A 25195-nucleotide genomic window follows, 5' to 3' on the forward strand; every position below is an offset into this window, starting at 1 on the left:
TGCTCCTCACTCACGCCTGCCGCACACTTTAGGTCTACTCAAAGGGATTATCCCTCTGAATCTCCGAAAAAAGCCGCAAAACCTTGCGGCCTGCGGCGTGCAGCTTGCGACATACCTCCTACAGCTTGGGGTTACGGGTTACTCCTTGCGCTTTGCAGCCCGCGGGTTACAGCCTGCGGCTTACCACCCACAGCTTACCAGCTTAGTACATTTCATAACTAAGCTGGTCGGCCAGCTCACCTTCATGGTCAAATGCTGCATAGATGCAGAGCTGACCAGCCGGTGTATCCCCGGCATCGTAGCCGATACGGAAGGAGTGGTCTTCGGCAAACGTCAAGTCGGCCAGCACCAGCTCATTCACATCTTCATCAGGATGAGCGTCCGCAATTAGCTGCAATACCCGGTCAAGCAGCCCCTCCAGCCTGGCCCACACTTTCTGAATCTGTGGAGTCAAGCCGCTCATTGCAGCCTTGGTGGGAACTTCCGCTGTAACAGCAAGCTCACTCCCCCTGATTTGAAGCTGCGCCTTATAACAGGTAAAGGTAGTATCATATTGAAAAATCCCTACTCCCTCTACCCTATGATCCGGCTGCGTAATGAGGTTATTGGCATAATCCAGTTGTACAAGCTGCGAATGAAGACTCGTATCCAGTACCGTAAGTTTGTTCTCAGAGCAATACAGTTCGGTCAACTGCAGATTGTGACTGAGGTCCAGACTCATGAGATGATTATTGAAGCATCGCAGACTCGTAAGATCCGGAAGAGCGCTGGTGTCCAAGCGGGTTAAGTGATTATGGTTACAGCGGATTTCCGTCAGCTCTGTACAGCTTGCCATATCCAGCTCAATGATATAGTTGCCGCCGCAATCGACCCGCTCCAGCGCCGTATTGTCACTAAGCTTCAATTCATGCAGCGAGTTATAACTGCAATTCAGTACCTTGAGCCGGGGATTGCTGCTTAACTCCAAGTTGGACAACATATTCTCATGACACTCCAGCTTCTCCAGCGCAGGATTCTGGCTGAGGTCCAGAGTACGGATATGATTCCTGCTACAATCCAGTTCCTTCAACAGCCGATTAGGCTGAGTATTCAGCTCAATCAGCCGGTTGCTCCGGCAGTTCACAGTAACGAGTTCCGCATTCTGGCTAAGGTCAAGCACGGTTAACTCATTATACGAACAATCCAGCTCCTGAAGCGCCGTAAATTGTTCGATCCCCTGTAGACTTGAGAGCTTGCAGCCCTCAAGCTTCAGCGTAGTCACCGTGTCAAGATCGCTCCTGAAGACGGTTTCACGGCCACCGCAGAAGTGATCCCTTACGAACTGCAGGAAACGTTCATCTGCGAAATCATCGGTAATTGAAATCTGCATGGTACTCCCCCTCTAAAATCATTGGGATTATTCTACCATACTCCGCAGAGTCATTCACTTGAAGCGCATTTTCATAGATTCGCCTTAGGTTCCAAGCTCCACCTGGAACGAGGCGCCCCCGGCACCATCAGGGTCGAACAACAGTCTTACCTTCCCTGAGTTTCCGGGGTTTCCAGGGGTCCCGGTGTCTCCATTATCACCGGGTTCACCTAAGTCACCTGTGTCACCAGATCCACCGAGGTCAACCGTGATACGCTCAGACTTGTGGATCACCCTAGTAACAGGCCGATCGAGTTCAAGCTCCACTTCGATTGGACGGCGCTGCAGTTGTGTCGGATCAGCTATAGCTAGACTCCAGCCTGCCGGATTACTACGCAGCACAATAGAGGCTTGACCGCTGCAAGCAATCCTCCCGCTTCTATACCAGCCCGGCTGCCAGAAATGCACAGCGAATAGCCCCAATCCGGTATCTTCCACCGCATGCACCCGTTCATTCAATTCCACAATTCGTATACTTGACGCCCCTGCGAACCCGGCCGTTGCTTCTTCACTCCAGCCAGGCAGCAGCACATAGGCATAGGTATCCCCCTGCGGCGCTGCTCCATGATCGAACCACAACGTCTGGTATAACCGTTCTTCTCTCTCAGAGGAACCGGCATCGTTGATTGCCCTCCAGCTCCCTTGCCGGGCCTCGCGCAAGGCATGGACGCAGCAGCGTTCAGGCAAATAAATCCCCACATCCGCGCCCCCGGTACTTCCCGCCATATGAATCCACTTAGGCTGAATGGTATCTGTGAGTCCCAGCGTCCGGCAAATCTCTGTTCCGTCTGCTGTAATCGTATGGTCGCCTGCCGGGTTCAATTTCCGGTTTTCTATGATCGTTTCCACTTTAGCGGAATTCCGGCTCTGAATACCCGAACCTAAGGCCACGATGCGGTTACCTAATAACAACCAGCTTCTGAGCGCAGCCAGTCCATCGGCTTCGTTAACAACATCCTGAAGCTCCATCGCAATGGCGCCGTATTGGTTATGAAGCACAGCACCGCCAACGTAAGCTCTATGGCTTAAGCGGCCTTGCCCGGCTCCATCCTCCTGCAATGTCTTCGTTACCGTGGTTCCAGGCAGGCGGTATGGATCAACGGTCGGCCAGTAGGCATCCGCATATTGCCCCAAGTCACTATTGTACAGATGGCTCATGCCATACGATGTATACCAGCCCTTCAGATGCTCCCTGTTGATAGATTCATAGCTGTAGATCCGGCTGGAGAACATACTGATCGAGTAGGCAAAACCCGGACCTTGCAGCACCGCCCGGTCCATATGGGCAAACAGCTTGCAGCAGGATTCCTCCGGGGCTGGCGGCATAAGTTCATCGTCCAGCAGTGCTCCGGCCCAGGCTGCGGTATCCGGCGGAGCTTCGGCGATATACGATTTATACGTATCTGCCAACACCCACCCCTTCACCCTGGAGAGCAGCCGTGCCTGATCCGCCTCACCCAGTATGCGCGAGAAACGCAGGCAGGCCGTGATCACGGAATGTCCACTCTCATGATTCTGCGAATCCTCCCGTGAGACTTCTCTGCCGCTCACCATATCCAGCATAGATCCCCTGAACATAAGAGGCACGAATGAATCCTTAATCCACCCGGCCGTCAAACCCCGAGCTTCATCAGGCAATTCCCAGGGGGTACCGTGAAGCCATACCATCAGGCGGACCACATCATGCAGCAGTGAAACCCCATATCCCCCGGTGTAGGCATACTTGTCATGCTGAATAAAGGAGCCGTCTTCATAGAAGCCGTCCCCTTCCTTCGCATACCTGAACAGCGGAAGCAATGCATTCCGGGCGGCGGACAGCTTCTGCCCGTCGCCCCGGATAACGGCAGCTAGGGCAGCCGCCGTAGATTTCCAGACCAGATTCGCTCCCGTTGCAGGCGGAGCCTTCGCTGCGAACCACTGAGCATGAAAGGCCGGATCACCCACGTATTTGTCTACGGGGTGGAGCAGACGCTCTATAAGCTCTGTATCCAGCAGATTCTCCATGAGCAGCAGCGTCTCCAGTAACGCAATCGGCACGCCAATCTCCCAATACCACCAGTTGCCATAGGGCTGACAGGTTTCGTTGTATCTATGCTCAGACAGCCATTCTAATCCATAAATGATCCTTAGCCTTAATGAATAGTCCATATAATAGGTACATTTGGGAGACTTCAGCGCGATGGCCATCTCCTTCAAACGGAGGATGATCTGAAATACATCCGCCGCATTCTCCTGAAACGGGATATCCGCCCACAGCAGCTCCTGATGATAAAGCATCTTATCCCGGGCATCGCGGACCCGCTTCAGCGATTCCGGACGAAGCGTATCTCCCACGAGATATTGCAACCATTTGTTTTTTAAGCTCTGCATGGACATTCTCTCCTTGAGCCTACTGCCCTACCTTGACAGTTGTTTGCCTTGCTCCCGCTCCGCGAGCGGAGAAGGTGGAATAAGGCTTCCCCACTGCCCGGGTTTAGCGCCCAGCTCCAGAAGAAGCGTGCCTCCTCCGGCGATTTCTTCATGGCGGACCCAGGCGCGGTTCAGCTCCTGTCCGTTCAGCGAAGCAGACAGAATATACCTTTTGCCGGAACCGCTGCCTTCTCCTATAGTCTCAATCGTCAGAGGAACCGGGTTCTCCTTCGCTCCCAATAGCAGGGTCGTCCTATTGAACAATGGAGGAACAAGAAAATAAATATCTTGACCCATCAAAGGGTACAAACCCATAGCAGAACAAATGAAGAAGGCACTCTGGCAGCCCATATCCTCGTTATCCCCCAATCCGTCACGTTCAGCCCGGAAGTATTGATCCAGGCATTCCCGTACCCGGTCAGCCGCCCGGTCCGGCCTGCCCGCATAGATATATAGATAAGGAATATGCAGCATCGTTTCCTTGGAGTTATAGAAGCCCCCGTCAAAAAAATAATCTAAATGCCGGACAAAGGCCTCCGCTCCCCCATGCCGTTCAACAAGTCCATAAAAATCATGATGGGTGCTGAACGACCATTGCAGACTGGTGCCCTCGTAGAAATACGGATCATTCCATGAATCCGGCAGACAGGATTCCGGGTCAAATGACGTTACCCATTCCCCGCCGGACAGCCGGGGCGCAAAACACTTCAGATCCTCGCGCCACAGATTCCATAGCTTCTCCGAGCTTGTATAATAGTCCTCTGCCGTCTTCTCCTGCCCAAGCTCCTCGGCCAGACGGCCGATGCACCAGTCCTGATAGGCATATTCCATATGGCGGGACACAGAGTTCTTCTTCACATCCGTGGACAAGTAGCCTAAGGAATGGTAATCCTGCAGATGACGGCCATAGAGCCAGGTGTCCGGGGACTGCACCTCATTATTCTTGCGCATCTGCTTGAGGGCCTTCGCGTAGTCGATGCCCTCCAGCTTCTTCAGCGCCGCTTCACAGAACAGAATATCGGCAGAGCTTCCGCCTTGGATCATGGCGCTATGCCCCATGATCCAGGCGTCCGGCAGCCAGCCGGTATGGTCCGCGATGTCCAGCAGACAATTCAGGATATCTACTTCAAGCTGCGGGTCGAGCAGTGTAATCAACGAATTGGCATTCCGCACACTGTCCCAGAGCGCATACAGGTCGGTGTAATGCCGTACCCCTGATTCCCAGGCGAAATTCTCATCATCTACTCCGAGGTCACTCGGCATACAGAACAGACGGGTCATCAGGGTATAGAACAGCCGGGTATGCTCCCCGCTTCCCCCTTCCACTGTGACTCTGCTGAGCTTATCCTCCCAGATGTCACTGGCCGCCTGGCGGATGTCATCAAATCCGGAAGCTGCCTCCCGTTCTACACTGGCCCTGGCCTTGCCGACACTAACATATGAGATGCCAGTCTTCGCCACCAGGACTCCGCAATCGCCGAAGCTAAGGGAAGCCTTGCAGTTCGCGCCATCTACAGACGGCCCTTGGCGTACTCCGCCCGCATCCATCAGCATATGGCTCTGTATTGGCTGATCGAAGCGGATATAGAAGTACACGGAATAAGGGAATTCGTGTCCCCAGCCCCCGCGCAGGTCGCAGCGGCCTGCCAGCTCATATTCGGACAGAACTTCAATATAACCCCCGGTCGAGACTCCGGTGGTCTTGCCGGGTTCATCCCCGCCAACCTGAATCACCGCCCCGGCATCAATCAGCAGGCCTGCCGATTCATCCACCGGATAGCTGTAACGGTGGACTCCGGTCCGCATCGTGCTGGTCAATTCAGCCTGGATGGCGGCAGGCAGCAGCTTCACGCTGTAATATCCGGCTTCGGCATGTTCATCCCCCTTCTCATAAGGGTCCAACTGAAACCTCGGCATTCCGGTATAGGGGGTGAAGCCGACATTGCCATAACGCCCGCCGCCACCGGTTCCGCTGACATGCGTATGACTGAACCGGATAATCGGCCGCGAGCTGTCGTAGCCGTGGGATAGGTGCGGCGGCAGGGTATCCGGTCCAAGCCTTACGATACTGTTCGGCAGATAAGGCCCGCACAGGCAGTTATTCTCCCCGTCCACCCCGATGAACGGATCGACATGATCCACTCTTCTTTTGCTCAAATTAAGCCCTCCTTCCTTACCATGAATCCGCTCCCTCTACCAAAAGATTTCAGTCTCTCCCTTGAGCTTCAGCAAGGCCTCCAGGAAGAAATAGTCGCCGTAAATGATCGGCACCTCGACTTCGGCACCAGCCGGGAAGCTGCCGGTTCCCTTGGTAATGAGCGCCTCTTCCGCCGGATCTTCCGGCGCGTAGTGGCGGAACAGCGATTCTGTAATGGCACTTCCGAGCTTCAGGTACCGGTCGGCTTCTTCGCCCTCCAGCAGGTAAGCTATCTCCAGCATTCCGCTGGCCGCGCAGGCAGCAGCCGTTGAATCCTTGGCCCATAGCTGATCGGCAGGCGCGCGGAAATCCCAGGGAGGCACCAGATCCTCCGGCAGCGCAGCAACGAAGTAATCCGCTGCCGCTCTAGCGGCATTCATGAACCGGATATCACCTGTATACCGGTACCCGATCGCGAATCCGTAGATCGCCCAGGCCGATCCGCGCGACCAGGCGGAATCCGGACTATACCCTTGTCCGCCCAGCGCCTCAATCCGCTCTCCCGTCTCGGGATCGAAGCGGACGATATGATGCACCGAGCCGTCCTCCCGGATGAATTCCCGCAGCGCCATCTCCGAATGGGCGACAGCGATGTGACGATACCGCGGGTCCTGTAGTTCCCCGCTGGCCCAGTACAGCAGTCCAAGGTTCATCATGCAGTCGATGATCGCCAGACCTTCACTGCCTTCATGCAGCCAGGCACGGATGAAATTCCCCTTGAGATTGAACCGGCTGGCCAGATGACTGGCAGCGATCAGTCCTCTTCTCCGGGACAGCCTGTTACCGGTGAGCTTGTAATCAGCAACCGCTGACAGACTCCAGAGGAAGCCGTTATCGTGGTGGAGCTGTTCATACTCCTGAAGCGGCACATCCAGCTGCTCCTCACAGCTCTCGGCAATGCGCCGGTATTCCTCATCGCCTGTGGCCCGGTAAGCCAGCCACAGAATGCCCGGCCAGAATCCGTTGGTCCAGCAATCCGGGTCACGCGCATCATATTGTCCTCCGTAGGTGGCATTGGGGAAGGTGGCTCCGATCCGGCTCCGTGTACGGCTTAATTTGTGCTGGGCATAGTCCCAGGCTTCGTTGATCCAAGTCTCCATAACTTCTAGGTCTTCCTTTCTCGTCTACAAATTAGAGGGCAGGACGTCCGGAAATAACGGACCTCCTGCCATCCTCGCACTGTCAGTTATTGCGCTGCTTTCCAGGCATCAATCTGGGTCTGCAGTTCGGTCTTGACCTTCTCAATGCCAGCCTTCTTCAACTTCTCATTGCGTTCCGCAAGCATTTTGGCAGGGTCAGGAATAGCACCCGTGCTTGCGGCCCGGTATTCACCGATGACCGAGGTAAGCTGGGTAATCTCGTTCTTCACCGGCGATTCGTCGAAGACGAAGCCTAACAATGGAGAGCGTTTGGCCTCATCATTGAATTGCTTCCAGCTTGTATACAGATCATCCGGCTGGCCCGGCTTCAGATAATTGATCAGCTGATTGCCGACCACCCAGAACAGGGCAGAGCTGCCATACCCGGAATCGGCAATCGGCTCGATCCGGTTCTCGCTGATCTTCTTGTAATGGGTGCCTTCGATGCCGTTAACGAACAGGTTCACAGCATACGGATCAGTATGCAGCGCATTCAAGACCATCATAGCCCGCTCAGGGTCCTTGGAGGTGCGGGAGATGGAGAACATGGATCCGGCCGCAAGATCCGTAGTGACGATAGGCTCCTCAATTACCTTGGACACGAAATCATATTTATTGTCTGAAGCTATCTTCAGTTCAATGTCAGCTCCCGGCTTCCAGACAGCCTGTTGCATCCAGATCTTCCCCTGCTTTCTTAAGTCACCGATCTCCGTCGTTGTAGTCGCCGCATCGCTGTTGATGTAACCCTTCTCGTAATAACTGCGGTTCAGCTCATACTCCGCTTGGGCAATGGAGGAAATCTCCGGATCAATGACTGACTTAATCTGGATGTTATCTGTATTTGTGTAGTCATAGAGGAATAAAGGAATCTTGTTGGGCGTCGGTCCGATGGCGCGGAAGTTCGAACGGGTCTCATACATCATCCCTTCGCCCGACTCCTTAATGAAATCCAGGATCAGCCCCGGCTCCTTCTCCTTCAGCAGCTTGAACCAGGGTTCAAAGTCTGACATTGTCTTAATATCCTCAATCGGAATATTATATTTGTCGATGATATCCTTGCGGTACGTGTAAGCCTTGCCTTGGGTAATCTCTTTGTTGGTTGGAATGCCGTACAGCTTTCCTTTGTAGCGCGGAGCCTCCAGATAGATCGGATTCAGGTTCTCCGAGATGCCCTGCCCGTATTTGGCCAGCAGATCATCCAGATCGAGGAATGCGCCCTTGGCCACATTGCCGAAGAAATTAAGCCAGGAAGCGGTAAATACAAGGTCCATCGGTTCTCCGGCATTGAGCATCAGCTCGGTCTTCTGCTTGTATTCGCTGGAGGCAATCGGCTGAAGATCCACGGTGGCATTGAATTTCTCTTTGAAATATTCACTCAGCTTAGCTTCGACCAGTGCGTCATCCCGCTGCGGCGCCCCAAAGTAGATGATGGATACCTCGTATGGCTTCAGTGCTTCCGCACCACCGGCAGGCTCCGCACTGCTCGTGCTATTCGTAGCGGCCGCGCCGCTTGAAGCTGAAGGTTCGGCAGAACCCCCGTTGTTACCGCCTGAGCACGCTTGCAAGGATAACGCCAGAACCAGAAGAATCGCCGTGAATAGCGGTCTGCGCCCTTTTAACTTTGTCATATTAACCCTCCCCTAGATGATTATGCTTCTATATAGAACGGCAGGCAGCCTGTGCTGATGCCGGTTCCACCACGCTTTAGCCTTTTACTGCCCCGACCGTCAGGCCTTTGACAAAATACTTCTGAAAGAACGGATACGCAATTAGAATGGGTCCCATCCCGATCACCGCCATCGCCATCTGCAGGGATTCGTTCGGAAGATTCTTCATCATATTGGGATTCTGGGCAGCCAGCTCCACATTATTGCGCAGGTACTGCACATCGTTGAGGACACGCATCATCAGATACTGCAGCGGATACTTATCCTCGCTGGTGATATACAGCAGCGCATTGAACCAGTCGTTCCAATAGCCGATGGTACTGAACAGGGCCATGGTCGCCAGGACCGGCAACGAGAGTGGCAAAACGATCCGCAGGAAGATTCTCAGCTCCCCCGCACCGTCAATTCTGGCCGATTCGATCACCGCAGGATGAATGGTCGTCTGGAAGAAGGTCCGCATAATAATGACGTTGAACGGCACAATCAGCATGGGCAGAATCAGCGCCATATACGAATCCTTGATATGCAGCGCTTGTGTATAGATCAGATATCTGCTGACCATTCCTCCATTGAACAGCATCGTGAAGAACAGGAAGAAGGTAAACACATTACGGAACGGATAATCCGCACGCGAGATGGGATAAGCATACATTGCCATGAGCAGCACGCTAAGCGCTGTTCCTACAATAGTGATGGTGATACTCACGCGATATCCCGACACAATCGTCATCCAGTCCTTGAAGATCGACTCATAGGCAATGAAGGACCACTTATTCGGAATGAAGCTGTATCCCTGAGTCAGAATGGACTGCCCGTCTGTGAAGGAGACAATGATCACAAGCAGAACAGGCAAAAAGCAAAGGAGTGAGAGGATCACAAAGGCCAGATTTAAAAGTACATTTGACAATGCGGAGTTTCCGCCGATCGAGCTGCTGGTGTCATTCGCCATGATGATTCTCCTTTGATTAGAATAGTGCCTGTTCCCGGTCAATCCGTCTGACCATACTGTTGGTGGCTATGACCATAATGAAGCCCACCACCGATTGGACCAGCGCCGTTGCCGAGGACATTCCGATATCATTCAATTGCATCAGGGCGCGGTAGACATACGTATCCACGGTATCTGTTACCGGATACAGCGCTCCCGAATTCATGGGCACCTGGAAGAACAGTCCGAAGTCAGAGCTGAAGATGCTGCCCATGGACAGAATCGTCATAATAATGATGACCGGCCGGATAAAAGGGAGCGTGATATGCGTAATCTGCTTCCACTTGGAAGCCCCGTCAATCAGCGCCGCCTCGTAATATTCCGGATCGATTCCGGCAATCGCCGCGATATAGATCACTGCGCCGAACCCCGCATGCTTCCAGGCGTTGACAAACACCAGAATGTAAGGCCAATATTCCTTCTCCGAGTACCAGAAGACAGGGTCTTGCCCGAAGGCCTTAAGCACTGTGGCATTGATGAAGCCGTGATCCGGCTGCAGGAAAGCGTATACGAGATAACTCACCACCACCATGGACAGGAAGTGCGGCAGGATGATGAAGCTCTGGTACACCTTCGCCAGCAGCCGCCGCCGGATCTCATTGATGGCTACCGCAATGGATACCGACAGCACCAGGTTCATAATCATGAAGGTCAAGCTGTACAAAAGCGTGTTTCTTACAATTCTCCACATATCCCCCGAGGAGAACAGGAACTGGAAATTATCGAAGCCTACCCAGGGGCTGCCCCAAATTCCGTCCAGATAATTCACATTCTTGAAGGCAATAAAGATGCCGAACATCGGCAGATAGCTGTGCGCCAGCAGGACAAGCACCGCTGGCAGCAGCATCAGTGTCAGTGCCTTGTACTTCCACATGGCATGGATGAATCTTGAGAATCCGGTGGTTCTGTTCATGTCCATTACTCCTTTCATGGACTAATTATAGAACCATCCTGCCACCGCTTCGATGATGGATTCCCGTAAAAATGTGATCTTTTATCACTCAGTTGCCGGCAGGTTCGGTCTTCGTCCGGCGCAGCGGCAAGGTAATGATCGCCCGTGTCCACCCCACCCCGGTTCGCTCATAGGTTAATCCGTAGGCCTCGCCGTAATGGAGCTGGATACGCTGGTGCACGTTGCGGATGCCGTAGCCTCTTGCACTATGCTCTTCCCGCAGGATGGCGGCAAGCTCCTCCAGATCTACCGGCAGATGCCCGTTGTCCTCGACGATGAAGCGGAGTGTTCCTTCCGCTTGAACAGCAGATACCCGGATTTCTCCTTCTCCGTCCATCCCGCGTACGCCGTGAAGAATGGCATTCTCGATCAGCGGCTGGATAATGACCTTGGGCGTCTCATAGTCCCTCAAGGTATCATCAATCTGCCAACAGACCTCAAAGGTACCCGGATAACGTTTGGTTTGCAGCCGGGTGTACGCCTGGGCATGCTCCAGTTCTTCCCCGGCCGTAATCATGGTCCGGCCCCGGCTAAGTCCGATGCGCAGCAGCATGGACAAGTCCCTGACCATCTCTCCCACCTCGCCGTTTCCGCTATCCAGCGCATACCAGTAAATCGAGTCCAGGGTATTGTACAGATAATGGGGGGTAATCTGGGATTGGAGCATCAGCAGCTCATATTCCTTCTGCTTCAGCTTCATCCCGTAATTTTCTTCAATCGAATGATCCAGCCTGCGGGTCATTTTCACGAATGATCCCTGCAGAATGCCGAATTCATCATGCCGGAGCGACTCCTCGGATAACGGCAGCTTGATGCCGGGCTCATAAATTTTCATCACAGAGACGAGCTTCACGACCGGCTTGACGACAAGTCTTACCAGATAGAGAACAAACATCAGGACAAAAGCCAGAAAAACAAAGGAGATGAGCACCAGCAGCTTTTGAAACCAGACTTGCTTGCCGGTAATGGATGCCAGCGGGATTTTGTACAGTAACCGGGTGTGGAATCTGGAGCTGTCCGAATACGCATAGAGCCACTCCTCCCCGCCTTCCTGGGCGAAGGTATAGCCGTAAGCGGCGTCCGGTTCGGTGTTCTTGCCGATCTCGGCCGCAGAAATGCTGCCTGACCCGGTGGACATCAGCAGCTCCCCGTTATCATTGAATAAGAAGGCGCCGGCCGCAGCAGGCAGCTCCACCGAGACCATATCCCGGGTCAGCATCACCTCAACCTTATGGACGACCAGCAGCCCGATCACCTCGTTATAATTCCGGGGGTTCAGAATACTGCGCATGAAGGAGACCGTCCGCTCGCCCGTCGCTGAAGGAATGACGCGCAGCGCCCCTGCGCCGCTGACATCCATCTGCTTGACCATCACGTCCGGCAATCCGCTGTTCACCTGGTCCAGATATTTGAATCCTTTGGTCTTGTGGGACAGATCGAACGGTGTATCCCTGCGCTCAATGTTCTTCATATATATCGCATATTCCGTGCCGCCGGTAGACCAGCTCTCCAGAATATTGTCAGCCTGCTGGATTTCATTCAGGGTATCAATTCCCGTCCAGAAGCTGTACCCTGCCGGATTGCTAAAAAAATGATTATCCAGCAGCGTGATCGTCCGGTCATTGATCGCCGATATCGTTTTGTCCAGCGTGACATGATTCTGCTTCACCAGCTGCAGGGTGGTACTGCCGACCTCTTCCTTGATCGTGTGAAGCGCCACATACGCTGAAATCCAGCCCACCACCAGGAACGGGAGCACGATGCAGAGCAGGAAGGCGAGGATGACTTTATGTTTGAGCTTGAGTTTAAGTTTGAGTTTAGGCTTCAGCCCGGTCCCCTCCTCTGGCCTGTTTGCGGAATTCTGCCGGAGTGAGGCCCAGCACCCGCTTGAACATCCGGCTGAAGTGCTCCGGTGATTCGTACCCTACCGCATAGGCAACCTCATACCGTTTCTTGTCGGTAGCAATCATAAGGCGCTTGGCCTCTTCCATCCGCAATGCGGTCACATAGTCCCAGAGGTTGGTTTTCATATCACGCTTGAAAATATAACCCAGATGGGCGGCGCTGAAATGCACCTCCTCGGAAATATCCTGGATCTTCAGCGCCGGATTCCGGTAATGGTTCTGGATGTAGCTTGTAATCCGTGAGATTACACTCGGGTCTCCGGCCGGGTCCTGCGGCGGCGGCTGTTGCGCGGAATCCGGCAGCTGCTGCCCTCTGCTGAGATGCTCCTGCATGGCGATATCGCCATAATAGAACACCTTTTGCCCGGGATGAACGCTGCTCCGCCCGGCAGCCGTATCCGCTTCTTCCAGCAGGCCGGGAAGTGTGGAGACCCCCCCGCCAAGAGTGCTGAGTCCGATAATCGCCTCCGCATTCAAATGCTGCTTCAGGTTCATGGCGATCATCTGCCCGATCATCTGGATCTGGGAGTGCACTCTAATCTGGGGATCTCCCATATCTTCAGCGGACAACTGGATGATGCTGATGATCGAATGGCCGAAGCCGTTGAAGGTGATGCCATCCCATTCGGCTAACGTTTCGTTCATAATATTGAGAGCCGCATATTTCAGCAGCTTGCGGTCATGCAGCGTAACCTGCTGGCGGCTGAATCCGGCCTGGCTGTAATCTATACGGATGGAGATCACTCCGAAATAGGGCCCTTGCAGCAGGCCGCCCAATTCGCCGGTGATCTCTTCAATATCCTGCGGCGACAGATTCCGCTCGGTGACCAGCTCCATCAGCCACTCCTCGCGCCGGGAATGCTCCTGGATGTGCTTGTGCTCCCCCTGCGCGCTTTTCCCCGGAAGCTCCTTCTGGGTTAATGCTTTGCGGACTACCCGCAGCAGTTCCGTCCGCTCCACCGGCTTCACCAGATAATCCTTGGCTCCCAGCCGGAGCGATTTTTTGGCGAAATCAAACTTCTCATGGGCCGAAATGACAATCACCGGAACATTCCACTGCTCCATATAGATATTCTCCATTAATTCAATGCCACTCATCCGGCCCATCTGGATATCGGTCAGCACCAGATCGAAATGGTCCATCCGCAAGTAGTCAATCGCTTCAAAGCCATTGATGGCCGTCTCCACCTCCGTGATGTTCAACTCCGAAGTGAGCAGGAAGTTTCGGATCCCTGCACTCACTCTCGGCTCATCATCCACAACGAGAATTTTATACATGATGTCCCCCTCTTTCGATTGCCAATTCATCGCCAGGCAGCTTCAGGTTCTTCTGTGTACCACAGTACACTTGCAATAAATAAGCGTAGATGATCTATTTCCGCTTTTCTGTGATCTATTTCCGCATGTTGTGCTGCCAGCTTCTATTCGTCCCCCGTTTCATAGATATAGCCCCTCTACACCCCTAGTATAGATCACATATTTCCTGTAATTCATCATGGATAAGTGATAGTAACTCTTTTATGCTACCTTTGCAAGCGTTTTCATATAAAAGAAAGGAGAGCCGGGTTAACGATATTTCATTATGAGGAGGTTCTACGATGTTCATCCGAAGTCCATTCCCCCAGAGGTTTAACAAGTTCGTATCTGTAAGCCTCAGTCTGTTGTTAATTCTATGCAGTGTTGCTCTGTCCCCCCGGCCTGCCGCCGCTGCTGTCGCTCCCTTGCCGGGTCCCGCTCACCCTCTCTTGTACGATAATTTCGCCGGCGGAGGCGTGTTCAAGCAGAACTGGACCAACTGGTTCAATCAGAGCGGCGGCAGCGGAACCTTCACCAAGACCACCCAAGGCACCCGCACCATTGGAAAATTCACACAAACCCCAAGCTCCTCCTCCTCCTGGGCCAAGTTTCAGCCAATGAACGAGACCTTCGACCTCTCAGGCTACCGTTATATGAATCTGTCGCTGAACAATGCAGGGTATGCCCAGTCCCTCATTCGTGTCGTGATCAGCGACGGGATTACCAATTACAATCTGACCGGGGGTTATGTTCCCGCCACGGCTGCCTGGACCGATCTGCAGTTCGATCTCGATGCCTTGTCGCCCAAGATTCAGAAGAAGAAGGTGAAGCTGGAAATCTGGCTGCGACAAGGCGGCGGGACTTACGGCGAGATGCTGGTCGATGATATTGTGTTCACTACAGCATCCAGCGGGTCCGCTCCCCAGCTAAGCCCGGCAGGGATGACAGCCAATACGGACGGCAGCTACAACCAGAATACGGATTTTACCTTTGAAGCCGTCTATACCGATGCAGATAATGAAGCCCCCTTCGCTGTTCAGGTCATTATCGATGATACCGCCTATGTAATGCGTGAATCCGACCCAGCAGATGTAACCTATACGGACGGCAAAAAATATAGCTTCCTAACGAAGCTGCCGGCAGGCGCTCATACCTACTATTTTCGCACCACCGATACAACCTCCGATGAAGTCGCTACCAGTGTCCAGGCGCTGAGTGTTGTCCAGGTCTCCTCCGTAATTGATATTGCTGTGAGTCAGGCCGGATATAGCGCAGGTGATATCAAGAACGCGAAATTCATCTCGGACACCACGGTCACAGATGCCACTTATGAAATACTGGATGGAACTAACGTAGTCTACTCCGGCACGATGACCTATGAGGGTCTGCACTGGAACAAGCATGTCTACGCTATCGGCTTCACCCCGCTCACAGCTTCCGGGAACAATTATAGAGTACGGAGCAATCAGGTGTATTCTTATCCTTTTGAGATCGCTCCGAACCTGTGGGATCAATATAAGGATGAGATGACCGCCTTCTACCGGCTGCTGCGCGCCTCGGTCGCGACCAGCGATGCTTATCCTGCGGGGTACAGCAGTGTAGCGCCTTCAGCCAAGCTCTACCACGGGGCAGGCCATCTGGATGATGCGCAGTCTGCGGACGGCCTGACTCATTATGATCTGACCGGCAGCTGGTATGACGCTGGAGATTACGGCAAATACGGCGGCAACCAGTGGGTCGGCGCGGAGATCGCCCTGGCCTATATCCGTTATGCTGACCATAACAGTGTAAAGTATGATAACGACAGCAACGGGATTCCTGACCTGGTGGACGAAGCCGTCTTCGGCAGTGAATATCTGATCAAGTTCGCGGATCAGCTCGGCGGAGAGATGTACAATCTCAGGAATAACGCCTCATTCGTCCATCCTGAGAAATCCACCGACAATGTCTCCGGCACCGCCGATGACCGCAAGCTGACGGACCTGAGTGTCGGCGGCTCGGCCAAGTCAGCAGGTACGCTTGCCGCCACCGCACGCGCGATCCGTACAGCGATTGACGAAGGAGATATCGCATCCGCTCAACTTGCAGAGCTAACGGAATTCGCTGAACAATGTGAGAGCGCGGCGGTAATCTTTTATGAATATGTGGTTGCCCATCCTGACGGACCTATCGGCTCTTATTCCACGAGAGGCGGGATTCCCAATTCCAAGCTGCTGGCGGATGTTGAGCTCTACCTGCTGACCGGCGAAGCCAAATACAAGAATGCTGCCACCGCTACAATTAGCGCACTGACCCTGGGCGACATCTCCTCCACTAACTACTGGGATATGAGTCCGATGTCCATGGCTGAGTTCTATCCGGTTGCCGATGCCGCCACACAATCTCATATTCATAGCCTGCTGAAGGGGCAAGCGGATTACTTCCTCTCCATGACCGATGATACCCCGTACGGGGTGCTGAACCAGTTCAAAAACTTCGGGGTGAACGAGCCTCATGCCTCTTACCTGGGCGATCTGCTGCGGTACTATGAATTATTCGGTGATCCGGCAGCGCTGCAAGGGGTGCTGAAGGGGATGTACTGGGTGTTCGGAGAGAATCCGTGGAATATCAGCTGGGTCTCCGGCATCGGCACCCATCATGTGATGTTCCCGCATACCCGCTACAATGAGGAATCCAATACGCCGGGAGACACCGGGATTATTCTTCCGGGAGCGATGGTCAGCGGGCCTAATATGAAGGACCCCAAGAACAAGAGCAGCATAAGCCCGTGGTATCAGGACCGCTCCCTCTACCTGGATGATACGAACCAGTGGCGGTATAACGAGTTCAGCATCAGCATTCAGGCCGGATTACTCTACACTGTTATGGGCTTGAGCGCTACTCCGGGAACAGGTGCGGATGTTGCCTCTGTGCCGCCGGCCCTGCCGGTCCTCTCGCCTGTGATTGGAGAATGGGTGCGCGGCAATGTAACGGTATTCGCGCGTGCGGGCGAGGAGCTGAGTCAGGTCGAATATGCGGCTACCGGCTTGCCCTATCAGCCGATGACGGTCTCCGGTAACGTGTATTCCACAGTGAGTGGCGCGGTCTACGCTGCGGTCATTGATGAGAGCCAATCCTTGCCTTACACGAATAAAAGAGTCGATGTCCGCGCCAAAGACCCATCCGGCGGGTACACCTACAGCTCCACACATTACACTGTAGCTCCGGCGCTGCCGGACCCTTCCACTCCGCTGCTCTATGATGATTTCGGAGGCGGCGGCTTCTGGGGCGGTTCAGCGGCCAACACCACCTGGGTCAACTGGTATAATCAAAATGGCGGCACGGGAACGTTCACCAAGCTTACTGCCGACGGACGCTCTGCGGGCCAATTCGCCCAGACGCCGGCCAGTGTGAATTCTGCGGCCAAGTTCCAGCCTTGGAACGATGTGGTCGATCTGAGCGGCTATCAATATCTGAATATTACGCTGAAGAATCCTGCCTCTCCTGATCTCAGGACCCGGATTGAGCTCAGTGACGGCAAACGAACCTACAATCTGACCGGCGGCTGGTTCGAGGTTCCATCCACTTGGAGTGATCTGCAATTCGATCTCAATGCCCTGACACCTGCCATCGATAAACGGACGCTCAAGATGTCCATCTGGCTGAAACAAAACACCGTCACTCCAGGCCAAATGCTGGTTGACGAGATTAAAGCGACCAACAAAATCAGCGGAAGCGCACCCACCCTGACCGCAGGCGGCGTAAATCACACTACCGGCACCACACAGACGGACTATACCTTCACTGTCACTTATACGGATGCCGACAATCAGGCCCCGTTCGCTATGGAGTTGATTCTGGACGGCGTCGTCCGCACCATGCAGCCTGCCAATCCAAGTGACAATAATTATGTGGACGGCCGAATCTATCAATATACTACCAAGCTGTCCCCGGGCCAGCATTCCTATTATTTCCACACCACCGACACCTTCACCGATGCAGTAAGCACCGGGGTGCAGAGTGGTCCTGAGGTTAGTGAAGGACAGTAGGAGTTGCGGGGTTCCGCGGAATTAGCGGAGAGCTGTAGGATTAGCGATGAGTACAGATTTAGCGAAGAGCCGTAAGGATATCCCACGCTTCAGCGGGAGAAAATATGCGAGTTTGAAGGCAGAATAGAGAAAGGATATACTATATTCATGTACAGCGGTGCAGTCTGACAGCGAAGTTACCAGGGTGCATCGCTGTAACATCGGGGCTATCACAGCTATAACCCGCAGACTGTTGGCAGGATGTCGGAGATTGGGACGATAGCGGATGAACGGAGGGAGTTCTACTATGGGCGATAAAGATATCATGTGGCTGACTGTTGATGATCCGCTGGCGAAGTCTGTTGTGCAGGCAATTCGTACAGGCGATGTGCCGGGGTTGACTCAATTACTTGCCGGAAAACCGGGGCTGGCTACAGCCCGAATTGCCGGGACTGAAGAGGGACGTGCAAGTAATGAAGGGACCGGCAGCGGGGAGACTAGTGATACTGGGAATAGTAACAGGGGCTTGGGTAACGCTGAGACAGGCGGTGAGGACGTTAGTAACACTGGGGCTGGCGGCGGGAAAACTAGCGAGGCTGGAACTAGTAGCGTGAGCCTTGGTGTTGCTGATAGTGGAGACGCTGGGACAAACGGCGAGAATACTGGCGGAGGCAACGATTGCGGGGACGCTGGGACAAACGGCGATAACACTGACGGCGGTACTAATCGCGGAGACTCTGAGGCAAACGGCCACAACTCTGGCGACGGTACTACTCGCGGAGACGCTGGGGCAAACGGTAAGAACACTGGCGGCGGCACTGATCGCGGGATGTCCCGCACGCTCCTGCATATTGCTACCGACTGGCCGGGGCATTATCCCAACAATGCAGCGGTTGTTACCGCGCTGATTGAGGCAGGCGCGGAGGTAAATGCGCAGTTCAGCGGTCCGCACAGCGAGACGCCGCTGCACTGGGCAGCGAGCTGCGATGACGTCGAGGTACTGGACCTGCTGCTCGATGCCGGGGCCGACATCGAGGCATCGGGTGCGGTTATCGCTGGCGGGACCCCGCTGGACGATGCCGTGGCGTTCGCACAATGGCGGGCGGCGCAGCGGCTGGTGGAACGCGGTGCGCAGCCTGCACTCTGGCACGCGGCGGCACTCGGTCTGCTAGATGCGATGGAGGCACACTTCGCCGGACATCCGCTTCCGCGCCGCTACCCCTGGGGTGCAAGCTCCGCTTCAGCAGCACCGGACGAGATAAACGTAGCGTTCTGGTGCGCCTGCCACGGCGGACAACGCGCCGCCGCCGAATGCCTGTTCGCCCGGGGCGCCGAGTTGAACTGGCCTTCCCCATGGGACGGCCTCACTCCCCTGGACGCCGCCAACCGAAGCCATGCCACTGAACTGGCATCATGGCTTGAGAGCCTGGGTGCCCAGTCCGCCCATCTGTAAGTTATGCTGGGCGCAATCAGGTGCACTAGTGCTCTTCATTTCAGCATATCGCCCGCTTTCAGCGCAATCAGGTGCACTAGTGCTCTTCATTTCAGCATATCGCCCGCTTTCGGCGGAATCAGGTGCACTAGTGCTCCTCATTTACTCATCTCGTCTGCTTTCGGCAGAATCAAGTGCACTAATGCTCCTCATCTACTCTCCTAGCCCACTTTCAGCAAAATCAGGTGCACTAGTGCCAATGTCATTAAGATAAGTTCAAAGATAAGTTTGGAATTAATAAAGAGAATCCAAAACGGTATGGGGAAACGTCCTATGCCGTTTGTTTTTGGTGTAAGGAAGGAAAAAAGCGCATAGCAAACAAAGCGGATGGAAGATCCACTTAAAAAAATGTTCATGCGAACCGAATTATGCTACTCTGTAGACGAAGCTAATGGCGGATTTGCTACGTATTCTGCGTGTATTCCTTTGCCCAGGACGGGTGAGACGAATCGGCAAAATATTTTTGCGAATCAAAGCTTCCACATCAGGCGGGGGTCCATCACCCTTGGAGCGCAGGAAATGTCTACAGACGTGAACGGCTACCGTGAAGTTGACTTGGTAGAGGTGCCGTTTATCCTTTTGGGAAATGACTACGTGCGAGGTAATCATTTCAGCGAAGTTGTAGAGGATCATTCTTGCGAATATCTCTTGGGTAATGGACTCTTGCTTTTTTGCGTGAAAATGGGTCAAACCAATGGTGTATTTCAAAGCCCGGAAAGAGGTCTCAATGCCCCATCGCAGATGATACAGATCCCGGAGTTCATCCGGTGAGAATTCAGCAGTAGACAGATTGGTAATGACGGTTTCATAATCGCCACTGGGCAGGAGGAAACGAACCACCCGAAAGGAAATGGGGTAAAACAAGTTCTCTTGCATGTCCAGAAAATCAAAGCTAGAGGTAGCCGGAAGAACTTTATAGATTTCGGGGCGATTCCTGAACTCTTTTGTTTGTTTTTTAGTCAGCGTCAGGTGAATCTCCTGATCAAACGCTCCGTCCAAGGTCAAGTGCAAACCCGAAAGAATACCATTCGAATGCAAATCCTTGACGCGTATGACGTAATTCCATCCTTTCCGTTCCAGATGTGCGAACGTATTATAGCTTTCAAATCCTCGATCCCCCGTCACAAGGACGTTACCCTGAATGGGGGAGCGATCCACCATTGTGGCCAGTGCCCTTCCTTCGTTGCGGAACTTTCGAGGTTGAACAATGGCATCCACATAAAGCCGGTTACAGAGGTCATAGGCTGCGTTCAAGTGCAGAAGGTTAAAGCCTTTCGAATGTGGCTGACTTTGAGAATAGGTCAACGGGTCCGCAGGATCTGTTGCAATATGCAGATCGGAACCGTCAATGGCCAATAATCGATAGCCTCGATAATCCTTGAATTCTGTATGGGACGCGGTAAAGGTGTGAAACAAAGATTCGACCGCAGACGGCAAAATTTTATTTCTTTGCTGAACAAAAGCAGAAGAAGTTGCGGTGTTAACGTCATAGCCCTGCGATTCCAACAGTTCCTTATAGAGGCTGTTGCCGCCCATAAAGATCAGGGTTTGCATAACCGTTTCAAACGGTAGTTTTTTCGTTCGGGTAAAATCCTTTCCCGGGTTTCTGACGTAAGGCGCGGGGGCAGCCGCCATCTCACGGATGAGAGATGTCAGTCTGTCTTTCAGCGAATTTGCATAAGCATTCATTGGCGTAACCTCCTCGTTTTTTCAAGGGGCTTCGCCACACGTTTTCTACGGATTGTCAAGATTTTTTTTGTGCAAAAAAAGAGCAGGCTATCTTTTCGATAACCTGCCTTTTTTTCTTGTTTTTGGCTCTATATCTTAACTTAATGACATTGGCACTAGTGCTCCTCATTTGCTCACCCGACCCACTTTCAGCTTAACCAAAGGGATTTATCCCTCTCATCTACTCATCTAGCCCATGCCCGCCCTTATACGGCATGGCAGCCCACAACGATACAGGACCAGCCCAAGGCCGGTCCTGTATTCATATTCGCCGGAAGCTTCGACTAGACTGCTTCATAAATCATCATCCCAAAGCTCCGGCACACTATTCATACCTGCTGCAAACCGCAGGTTCTTATTTCCCACCCTCCGCAGGCTTCTCCTTTAGTCCGGCGACGATCTGATCGATCGGGTTCGTGAACAACGCATACAAGATGGCCGCATTCTCCTTCTTGCTCAGCGCGGCTCTGGACTTGTAATCCATAGCGCCCTTGGCATCCGGCTTGAAGTCTGGTCCATACAGGCCCAGAGCGACCGCCATCTTCACGGCCGGAACGGCCCATTTGTCTGTATTGCCGGATAGCTTCACGTTCTGGAACGCTTTATCCGGATATTGCTTATTGTACATTCTCCAGATCATGACTGCCGCTTCCTGGCGGGAGATGACCCGGTCCGGCTGGAACTCTCCGCTAGCCGTTCCTTCAATCATTCCCAGCTCAACAGCCTGCTGGATGTAAGCGGCATCGGGATGGCCCTGCAGATCCGGGAAGGCCAGCTTCTCAGTAGTGCTTCCTTTGAGCCCGCTGCTCTCCATCATCAGTCGCACATACTGGGCGCGCGTAACGCCTGCCTCAGGCTGGAAGCTCAGCGTGGCATCATTCGCCAGATACCCCAGGGACTGGAGCATCTGAACCGGAGTTGCATAAGGATGGCTCGCGGGAACATCGGCATAACCGAGGCCATCCGGCCCCTTTTGCCCGTAGCTGAACGGATTGAGGTAAGGCTCCTTCAGATAAGCGCTTCCTCCGTCATCCTTCATGGTGAAGCCCGTAAATTTGCCGGTCAGCTCATCCTTGAACAGATTATCGTCTACCTGAATCAACTTACGAGGACCCAGAAAAGCATCATTCATCATTAGCGCACCATTCTGCACGGAGACTGTAGACACCAGACTCTTCATACGGAGATCCGCATAGTAGCCAGTGAATGCCTTCAGCGCATCAGCGCTCATCGGCTTGTAAGCATCCAGCTTCACCGGTGCGGCATATTGCGGGAAGAACGTCTGGATAAAGGCCGGGTAGAACAGCTCACGCAGTGTACTTTGCTGATTATAGCCAATGAACACCCCGGTATTCTGCTCGGGAATAAGAAACATATAAGAGCTGAATCCAATCAAATCACCGGCCTTGGTGATAATCTTGGGGCTGCTGCCGGCTCCGGGAAGCTGTATAGGCGCCTCGAAACCATAGGTAGTATTCGGCAGCAAGGGATGGATAGCAGAACGGTATTCCTCCATCGATTGTACGGTATCTGCCTTAAGGATGCGGTTCGTACCCGCTGCTCCCCCGTTCAGAAAAGCCGTCATGAACCTCCCGACATCATCGCCGGTGGACAACATGCCGCCATGCGGCATCACGGTTGGCGTCACGTTGTAGAGATCAACCTCTTTGCCCGTGGCGTCATAGGCTGTAGCAAGATTGTCCTTCAGCTTGCCTTCCAGCAGGAAGCCGCTTGAATCCATCTTCAGCGGGGCGAAGACATGCTTCTCCATATACTGCTCATAAGGCATCCCGCTGGCTTTTTCCACCACCAAACCGAGCAGCAACGAAGCGAAGTTATCATACATGTAAGAGGTGCCCGGCTTACGCACCACAGGCGGCATATGCTTCACCACGTAATCCTCAATCGACACCTTGGTGGTGAAATCCTGGTTGATATCTTCCGGCAGCGGGTCTTGAATGCGGAAGCCGGTGGTGTGGGTCAGCAGATCCCCCACAGTTACCGGAACCCCGAAGGGGTTGTCGAAGGCCATCGGACCGGTATAAGTCTGGAAATCCGCTTTCAAATCCAGCTTGCCTTGCTCAACGAGCTGCATGGCGGCAGTCGCAGTGAAGGTTTTGGATACCGAGGCCAGACGGAAGACTGTTTTGTCAGGGTCTACCTTACTTTTGGCATCCTTATCCGCGAATCCGAAGCCTTCTTCGATAACCGTCTTACCATCCTTCACTACCACAACAACCGCACCGGATAGCTGCGCTTTCACCGCATCCGAACTGAAGAATTGCTTGAGGAAGGCCGCAGCATTCTCTGTTGTCAGCGGCTTGGCCGCTGCAGTGGCAGCTGCCGGAGCGGTAGAAGCAGGGGGAACGGCGGCGGCCTGAACAGCCGGAGCCGTAAGTGTCAGAACCAGTGCAGCCGAAAGCACGGTCCTCGTCCAAAAGGCAGAGCGGCGGCGCAACAATGATAGTTTCATTCAATTCACTCCATTTCCATAGAATAACACGCACAGTGATAATACGTCTTATCCTGGAAATAGGTTCATTTAAATCGCAGCACCTCTTCCATCTTCTTCAGCTTTCTGTAGATTACCGACCGGTCAACGTTCAAGCGCTTGGCCGCCTCCGTCCCGTTCCCGGCACAATCCTGCAGCACTTTTTTGATATAATGGCCCTCCGCCACAGCAGTGAAATCCTTCAGACTTGCGAGCCGATGCTTATTCTTCTCAATGAAGTGGTCGAGAGAGAACCAGTCGCCAATCTGCTCCTCTTCCTGTATGCTCTGGCCCACATGCTCGGTCACCACCAGCCGCTCGATGTAATTCCTTAATTCTCTAACATTCCCATGCCAGGGCTGGTTCAGCATCTTATCGAATTCTTCAGCACTCAGCACATATTTCTTGCCGTACATCTCATTGAAGCTGGTGATGAAGCTGGAGATTAACCCTACCAGGTCCAGCTTCCGGTTGCGCAGCGGCGGAATATGAATCGGAATCACATTAATCCGGTAATACAGATCTTCGCGGAACAGCCCCTTTTTGACCAGACTCCACAAATCACGATTCGTCGCAGAGATCACCCGGCAATTGACCGGGATATTCGTCAGGCCGCCCACCCGCCGCACTTCATTGTTCTCCAGCACCCGCAGCAGCTTGGCCTGCATCTCCAGCGGCAAATCGGCAATCTCATCGAGGAAAAGCACCCCGCCGTTCGCGATCTCAATCATGCCCGCCTTGACCTCGGTCTGACCTTCAAGGACGCCCTTCTCGTACCCGAACAATTCGTATTCGAATAGAGCCGGAGCAATCGCAGCGCAGTTAATCGGAATGAACGGCCCCTTCCACTTCTCGCTCTTCAGATGGATATACTTGGCGATCACCTCTTTGCCCGTCCCGGATTCGCCGTAGATCAGCACCTTGCTGTCGTAAGAAGCAATCTGGTTGCAGACCTTGATAATCTGCTTCATCGCCAGACTCTCGGCCACGATTCCCTTCTTCTTCTCTGTGGCAGCACCGCCTAACTGCTTATGGATCTGCTGGGCCACTGGCACATTCGCTTCATAATAGTTATGCTCCTGGCTGAATTCATTGGAGGTGGTAACTACCAGCTGTACCTCCCCGTCCTTATCCAGAATGGGAATCGCCGACGAGAACACATGGAAGCCTCTGGAGGTATTGACGGTATTGGTTACCTTTTGCTTCGTCGCAATAGCCTCCATCGTGATGGAATGACTGTAATAGCCCGCCTTCACCAGATCCTGGACGTTCGCCTTGAGCAGCTCCTCCAGATGGATGCCGATGGTTAGAGCGGTAAATTCATTGGAGATTAAGATATTCCCGTTCTGATCGGTAACAAATAACGTTGACGGATATTCTTCCACGAATTCGTCGAGTGCGGGTTTCCCTGTATTTTTGTTTTTTTTGGTCACATTCATCAGTCCTATACCATAATATGAACGCTTACATTCCGGCTAGACAAAAAGCCAAACAGCATCATTATTTAAATGATACCA

Annotated in this window: 14 protein-coding genes; 2 read left to right on the forward strand and 12 right to left on the reverse strand. The window is 53.4% G+C overall.

Annotated elements, in window-relative coordinates:
• Positions 1–202: 202 nt before the first annotated feature.
• The 9 genes from MKY12_RS21700 to MKY12_RS21740 all read right to left on the reverse strand — a co-directional run bounded on the left by MKY12_RS21700 (position 203) and on the right by MKY12_RS21740 (position 13942).
• Positions 203–1369 carry a leucine-rich repeat domain-containing protein gene (locus MKY12_RS21700; RefSeq protein ID WP_339310722.1) on the reverse strand — a complete coding sequence of 389 codons (1167 nt, stop codon included), beginning with the start codon at positions 1367–1369 and terminating at the stop codon, positions 203–205.
• Positions 1370–1453: 84 nt separating this feature from the next.
• A complete protein-coding gene (locus MKY12_RS21705; protein ID WP_339310724.1) occupies positions 1454–3778 on the reverse strand; it encodes a polysaccharide lyase family 8 super-sandwich domain-containing protein in 2325 nt (774 codons plus the stop codon).
• Between the two features lie 27 nt (positions 3779–3805).
• A complete protein-coding gene (locus MKY12_RS21710) occupies positions 3806–5974 on the reverse strand; it encodes a GH92 family glycosyl hydrolase (protein ID WP_339310726.1) in 2169 nt (722 codons plus the stop codon).
• 36 nt (positions 5975–6010) lie between these two features.
• Positions 6011–7114 carry a glycoside hydrolase family 88 protein gene (locus MKY12_RS21715; protein WP_339310727.1) on the reverse strand — a complete coding sequence of 368 codons (1104 nt, stop codon included), beginning with the start codon at positions 7112–7114 and terminating at the stop codon, positions 6011–6013.
• A gap of 86 nt (positions 7115–7200) precedes the next feature.
• The gene (locus MKY12_RS21720) at positions 7201–8781 is read right to left on the reverse strand and encodes an ABC transporter substrate-binding protein (RefSeq protein ID WP_339310729.1); all 1581 of its coding nucleotides are present in this window, start codon (positions 8779–8781) and stop codon (positions 7201–7203) included.
• A 76-nt stretch (positions 8782–8857) separates the two neighbouring features.
• Positions 8858–9769, reverse strand: a complete 912-nt coding sequence (locus MKY12_RS21725) for a carbohydrate ABC transporter permease (protein ID WP_339310731.1) — start codon at positions 9767–9769, stop codon at positions 8858–8860.
• 16 nt (positions 9770–9785) lie between these two features.
• Entirely contained in the window at positions 9786–10721 is a 936-nt protein-coding gene (locus MKY12_RS21730; RefSeq protein WP_339310732.1) for an ABC transporter permease subunit, read from the reverse strand.
• Positions 10722–10809: 88 nt separating this feature from the next.
• On the reverse strand, positions 10810–12501 hold the full coding sequence (locus tag MKY12_RS21735; protein WP_339310734.1) for a sensor histidine kinase: 1692 nt from the start codon (positions 12499–12501) through the stop codon (positions 10810–10812).
• Positions 12502–12577: 76 nt separating this feature from the next.
• Positions 12578–13942: a response regulator gene (locus tag MKY12_RS21740; RefSeq protein WP_339310736.1), complete on the reverse strand. Its 1365-nt coding sequence runs from the start codon at positions 13940–13942 to the stop codon at positions 12578–12580.
• 320 nt (positions 13943–14262) lie between these two features.
• Between MKY12_RS21740 and MKY12_RS21745 the strand changes: the two genes are divergently transcribed.
• Positions 14263–17988, forward strand: a complete 3726-nt coding sequence (locus MKY12_RS21745; protein ID WP_339249995.1) for a glycoside hydrolase family 9 protein — start codon at positions 14263–14265, stop codon at positions 17986–17988.
• A gap of 286 nt (positions 17989–18274) precedes the next feature.
• Positions 18275–19420: an ankyrin repeat domain-containing protein gene (locus MKY12_RS21750; protein ID WP_339310738.1), complete on the forward strand. Its 1146-nt coding sequence runs from the start codon at positions 18275–18277 to the stop codon at positions 19418–19420.
• Between the two features lie 405 nt (positions 19421–19825).
• Here MKY12_RS21750 and MKY12_RS21755 read toward each other — a convergent pair whose 3' ends face one another.
• From MKY12_RS21755 to MKY12_RS21765, 3 genes are all read right to left on the reverse strand, one after another.
• Positions 19826–21148 (reverse strand): IS4 family transposase, encoded by a 1323-nt coding sequence (locus MKY12_RS21755; protein WP_339249709.1) that lies wholly within the window; start codon positions 21146–21148, stop codon positions 19826–19828.
• Between the two features lie 394 nt (positions 21149–21542).
• Positions 21543–23660 carry a serine hydrolase gene (locus MKY12_RS21760; protein WP_339310740.1) on the reverse strand — a complete coding sequence of 706 codons (2118 nt, stop codon included), beginning with the start codon at positions 23658–23660 and terminating at the stop codon, positions 21543–21545.
• 65 nt (positions 23661–23725) lie between these two features.
• Complete coding sequence (locus MKY12_RS21765; RefSeq protein WP_339310742.1) at positions 23726–25117, reverse strand: sigma 54-interacting transcriptional regulator; 1392 nt, start codon at positions 25115–25117, stop codon at positions 23726–23728.
• Positions 25118–25195 lie beyond the last annotated feature (78 nt).

The sequence above is a fragment of the Paenibacillus sp. FSL M7-0896 genome (genome assembly GCF_037975415.1).
In the GTDB taxonomy this organism is placed as follows: Bacteria; Bacillota; Bacilli; order Paenibacillales; family Paenibacillaceae; genus Paenibacillus_AQ; species Paenibacillus_AQ silagei.

Excerpts from the sequence above, each read along its gene's own strand:
- MKY12_RS21700 (WP_339310722.1), bottom strand. The coding sequence starts at position 1,369 with ATGCAGATTTCAATTACCGATGATTTCGCAGATGAACGTTTCCTGCAG.
- MKY12_RS21705 (WP_339310724.1), bottom strand. The coding sequence starts at position 3,778 with ATGCAGAGCTTAAAAAACAAATGGTTGCAATATCTCGTGGGAGATACG.
- MKY12_RS21715 (WP_339310727.1), bottom strand. The coding sequence starts at position 7,114 with ATGGAGACTTGGATCAACGAAGCCTGGGACTATGCCCAGCACAAATTA.
- MKY12_RS21720 (WP_339310729.1), bottom strand. The coding sequence starts at position 8,781 with ATGACAAAGTTAAAAGGGCGCAGACCGCTATTCACGGCGATTCTTCTG.
- MKY12_RS21725 (WP_339310731.1), bottom strand. The coding sequence starts at position 9,769 with ATGGCGAATGACACCAGCAGCTCGATCGGCGGAAACTCCGCATTGTCA.
- MKY12_RS21730 (WP_339310732.1), bottom strand. The coding sequence starts at position 10,721 with ATGAACAGAACCACCGGATTCTCAAGATTCATCCATGCCATGTGGAAG.
- MKY12_RS21740 (WP_339310736.1), bottom strand. The coding sequence starts at position 13,942 with ATGTATAAAATTCTCGTTGTGGATGATGAGCCGAGAGTGAGTGCAGGG.
- MKY12_RS21745 (WP_339249995.1), top strand. The coding sequence starts at position 14,263 with ATGTTCATCCGAAGTCCATTCCCCCAGAGGTTTAACAAGTTCGTATCT.
- MKY12_RS21750 (WP_339310738.1), top strand. The coding sequence starts at position 18,275 with ATGGGCGATAAAGATATCATGTGGCTGACTGTTGATGATCCGCTGGCG.
- MKY12_RS21755 (WP_339249709.1), bottom strand. The coding sequence starts at position 21,148 with ATGAATGCTTATGCAAATTCGCTGAAAGACAGACTGACATCTCTCATC.
- MKY12_RS21760 (WP_339310740.1), bottom strand. The coding sequence starts at position 23,660 with ATGAAACTATCATTGTTGCGCCGCCGCTCTGCCTTTTGGACGAGGACC.
- MKY12_RS21765 (WP_339310742.1), bottom strand. The coding sequence starts at position 25,117 with ATGAATGTGACCAAAAAAAACAAAAATACAGGGAAACCCGCACTCGAC.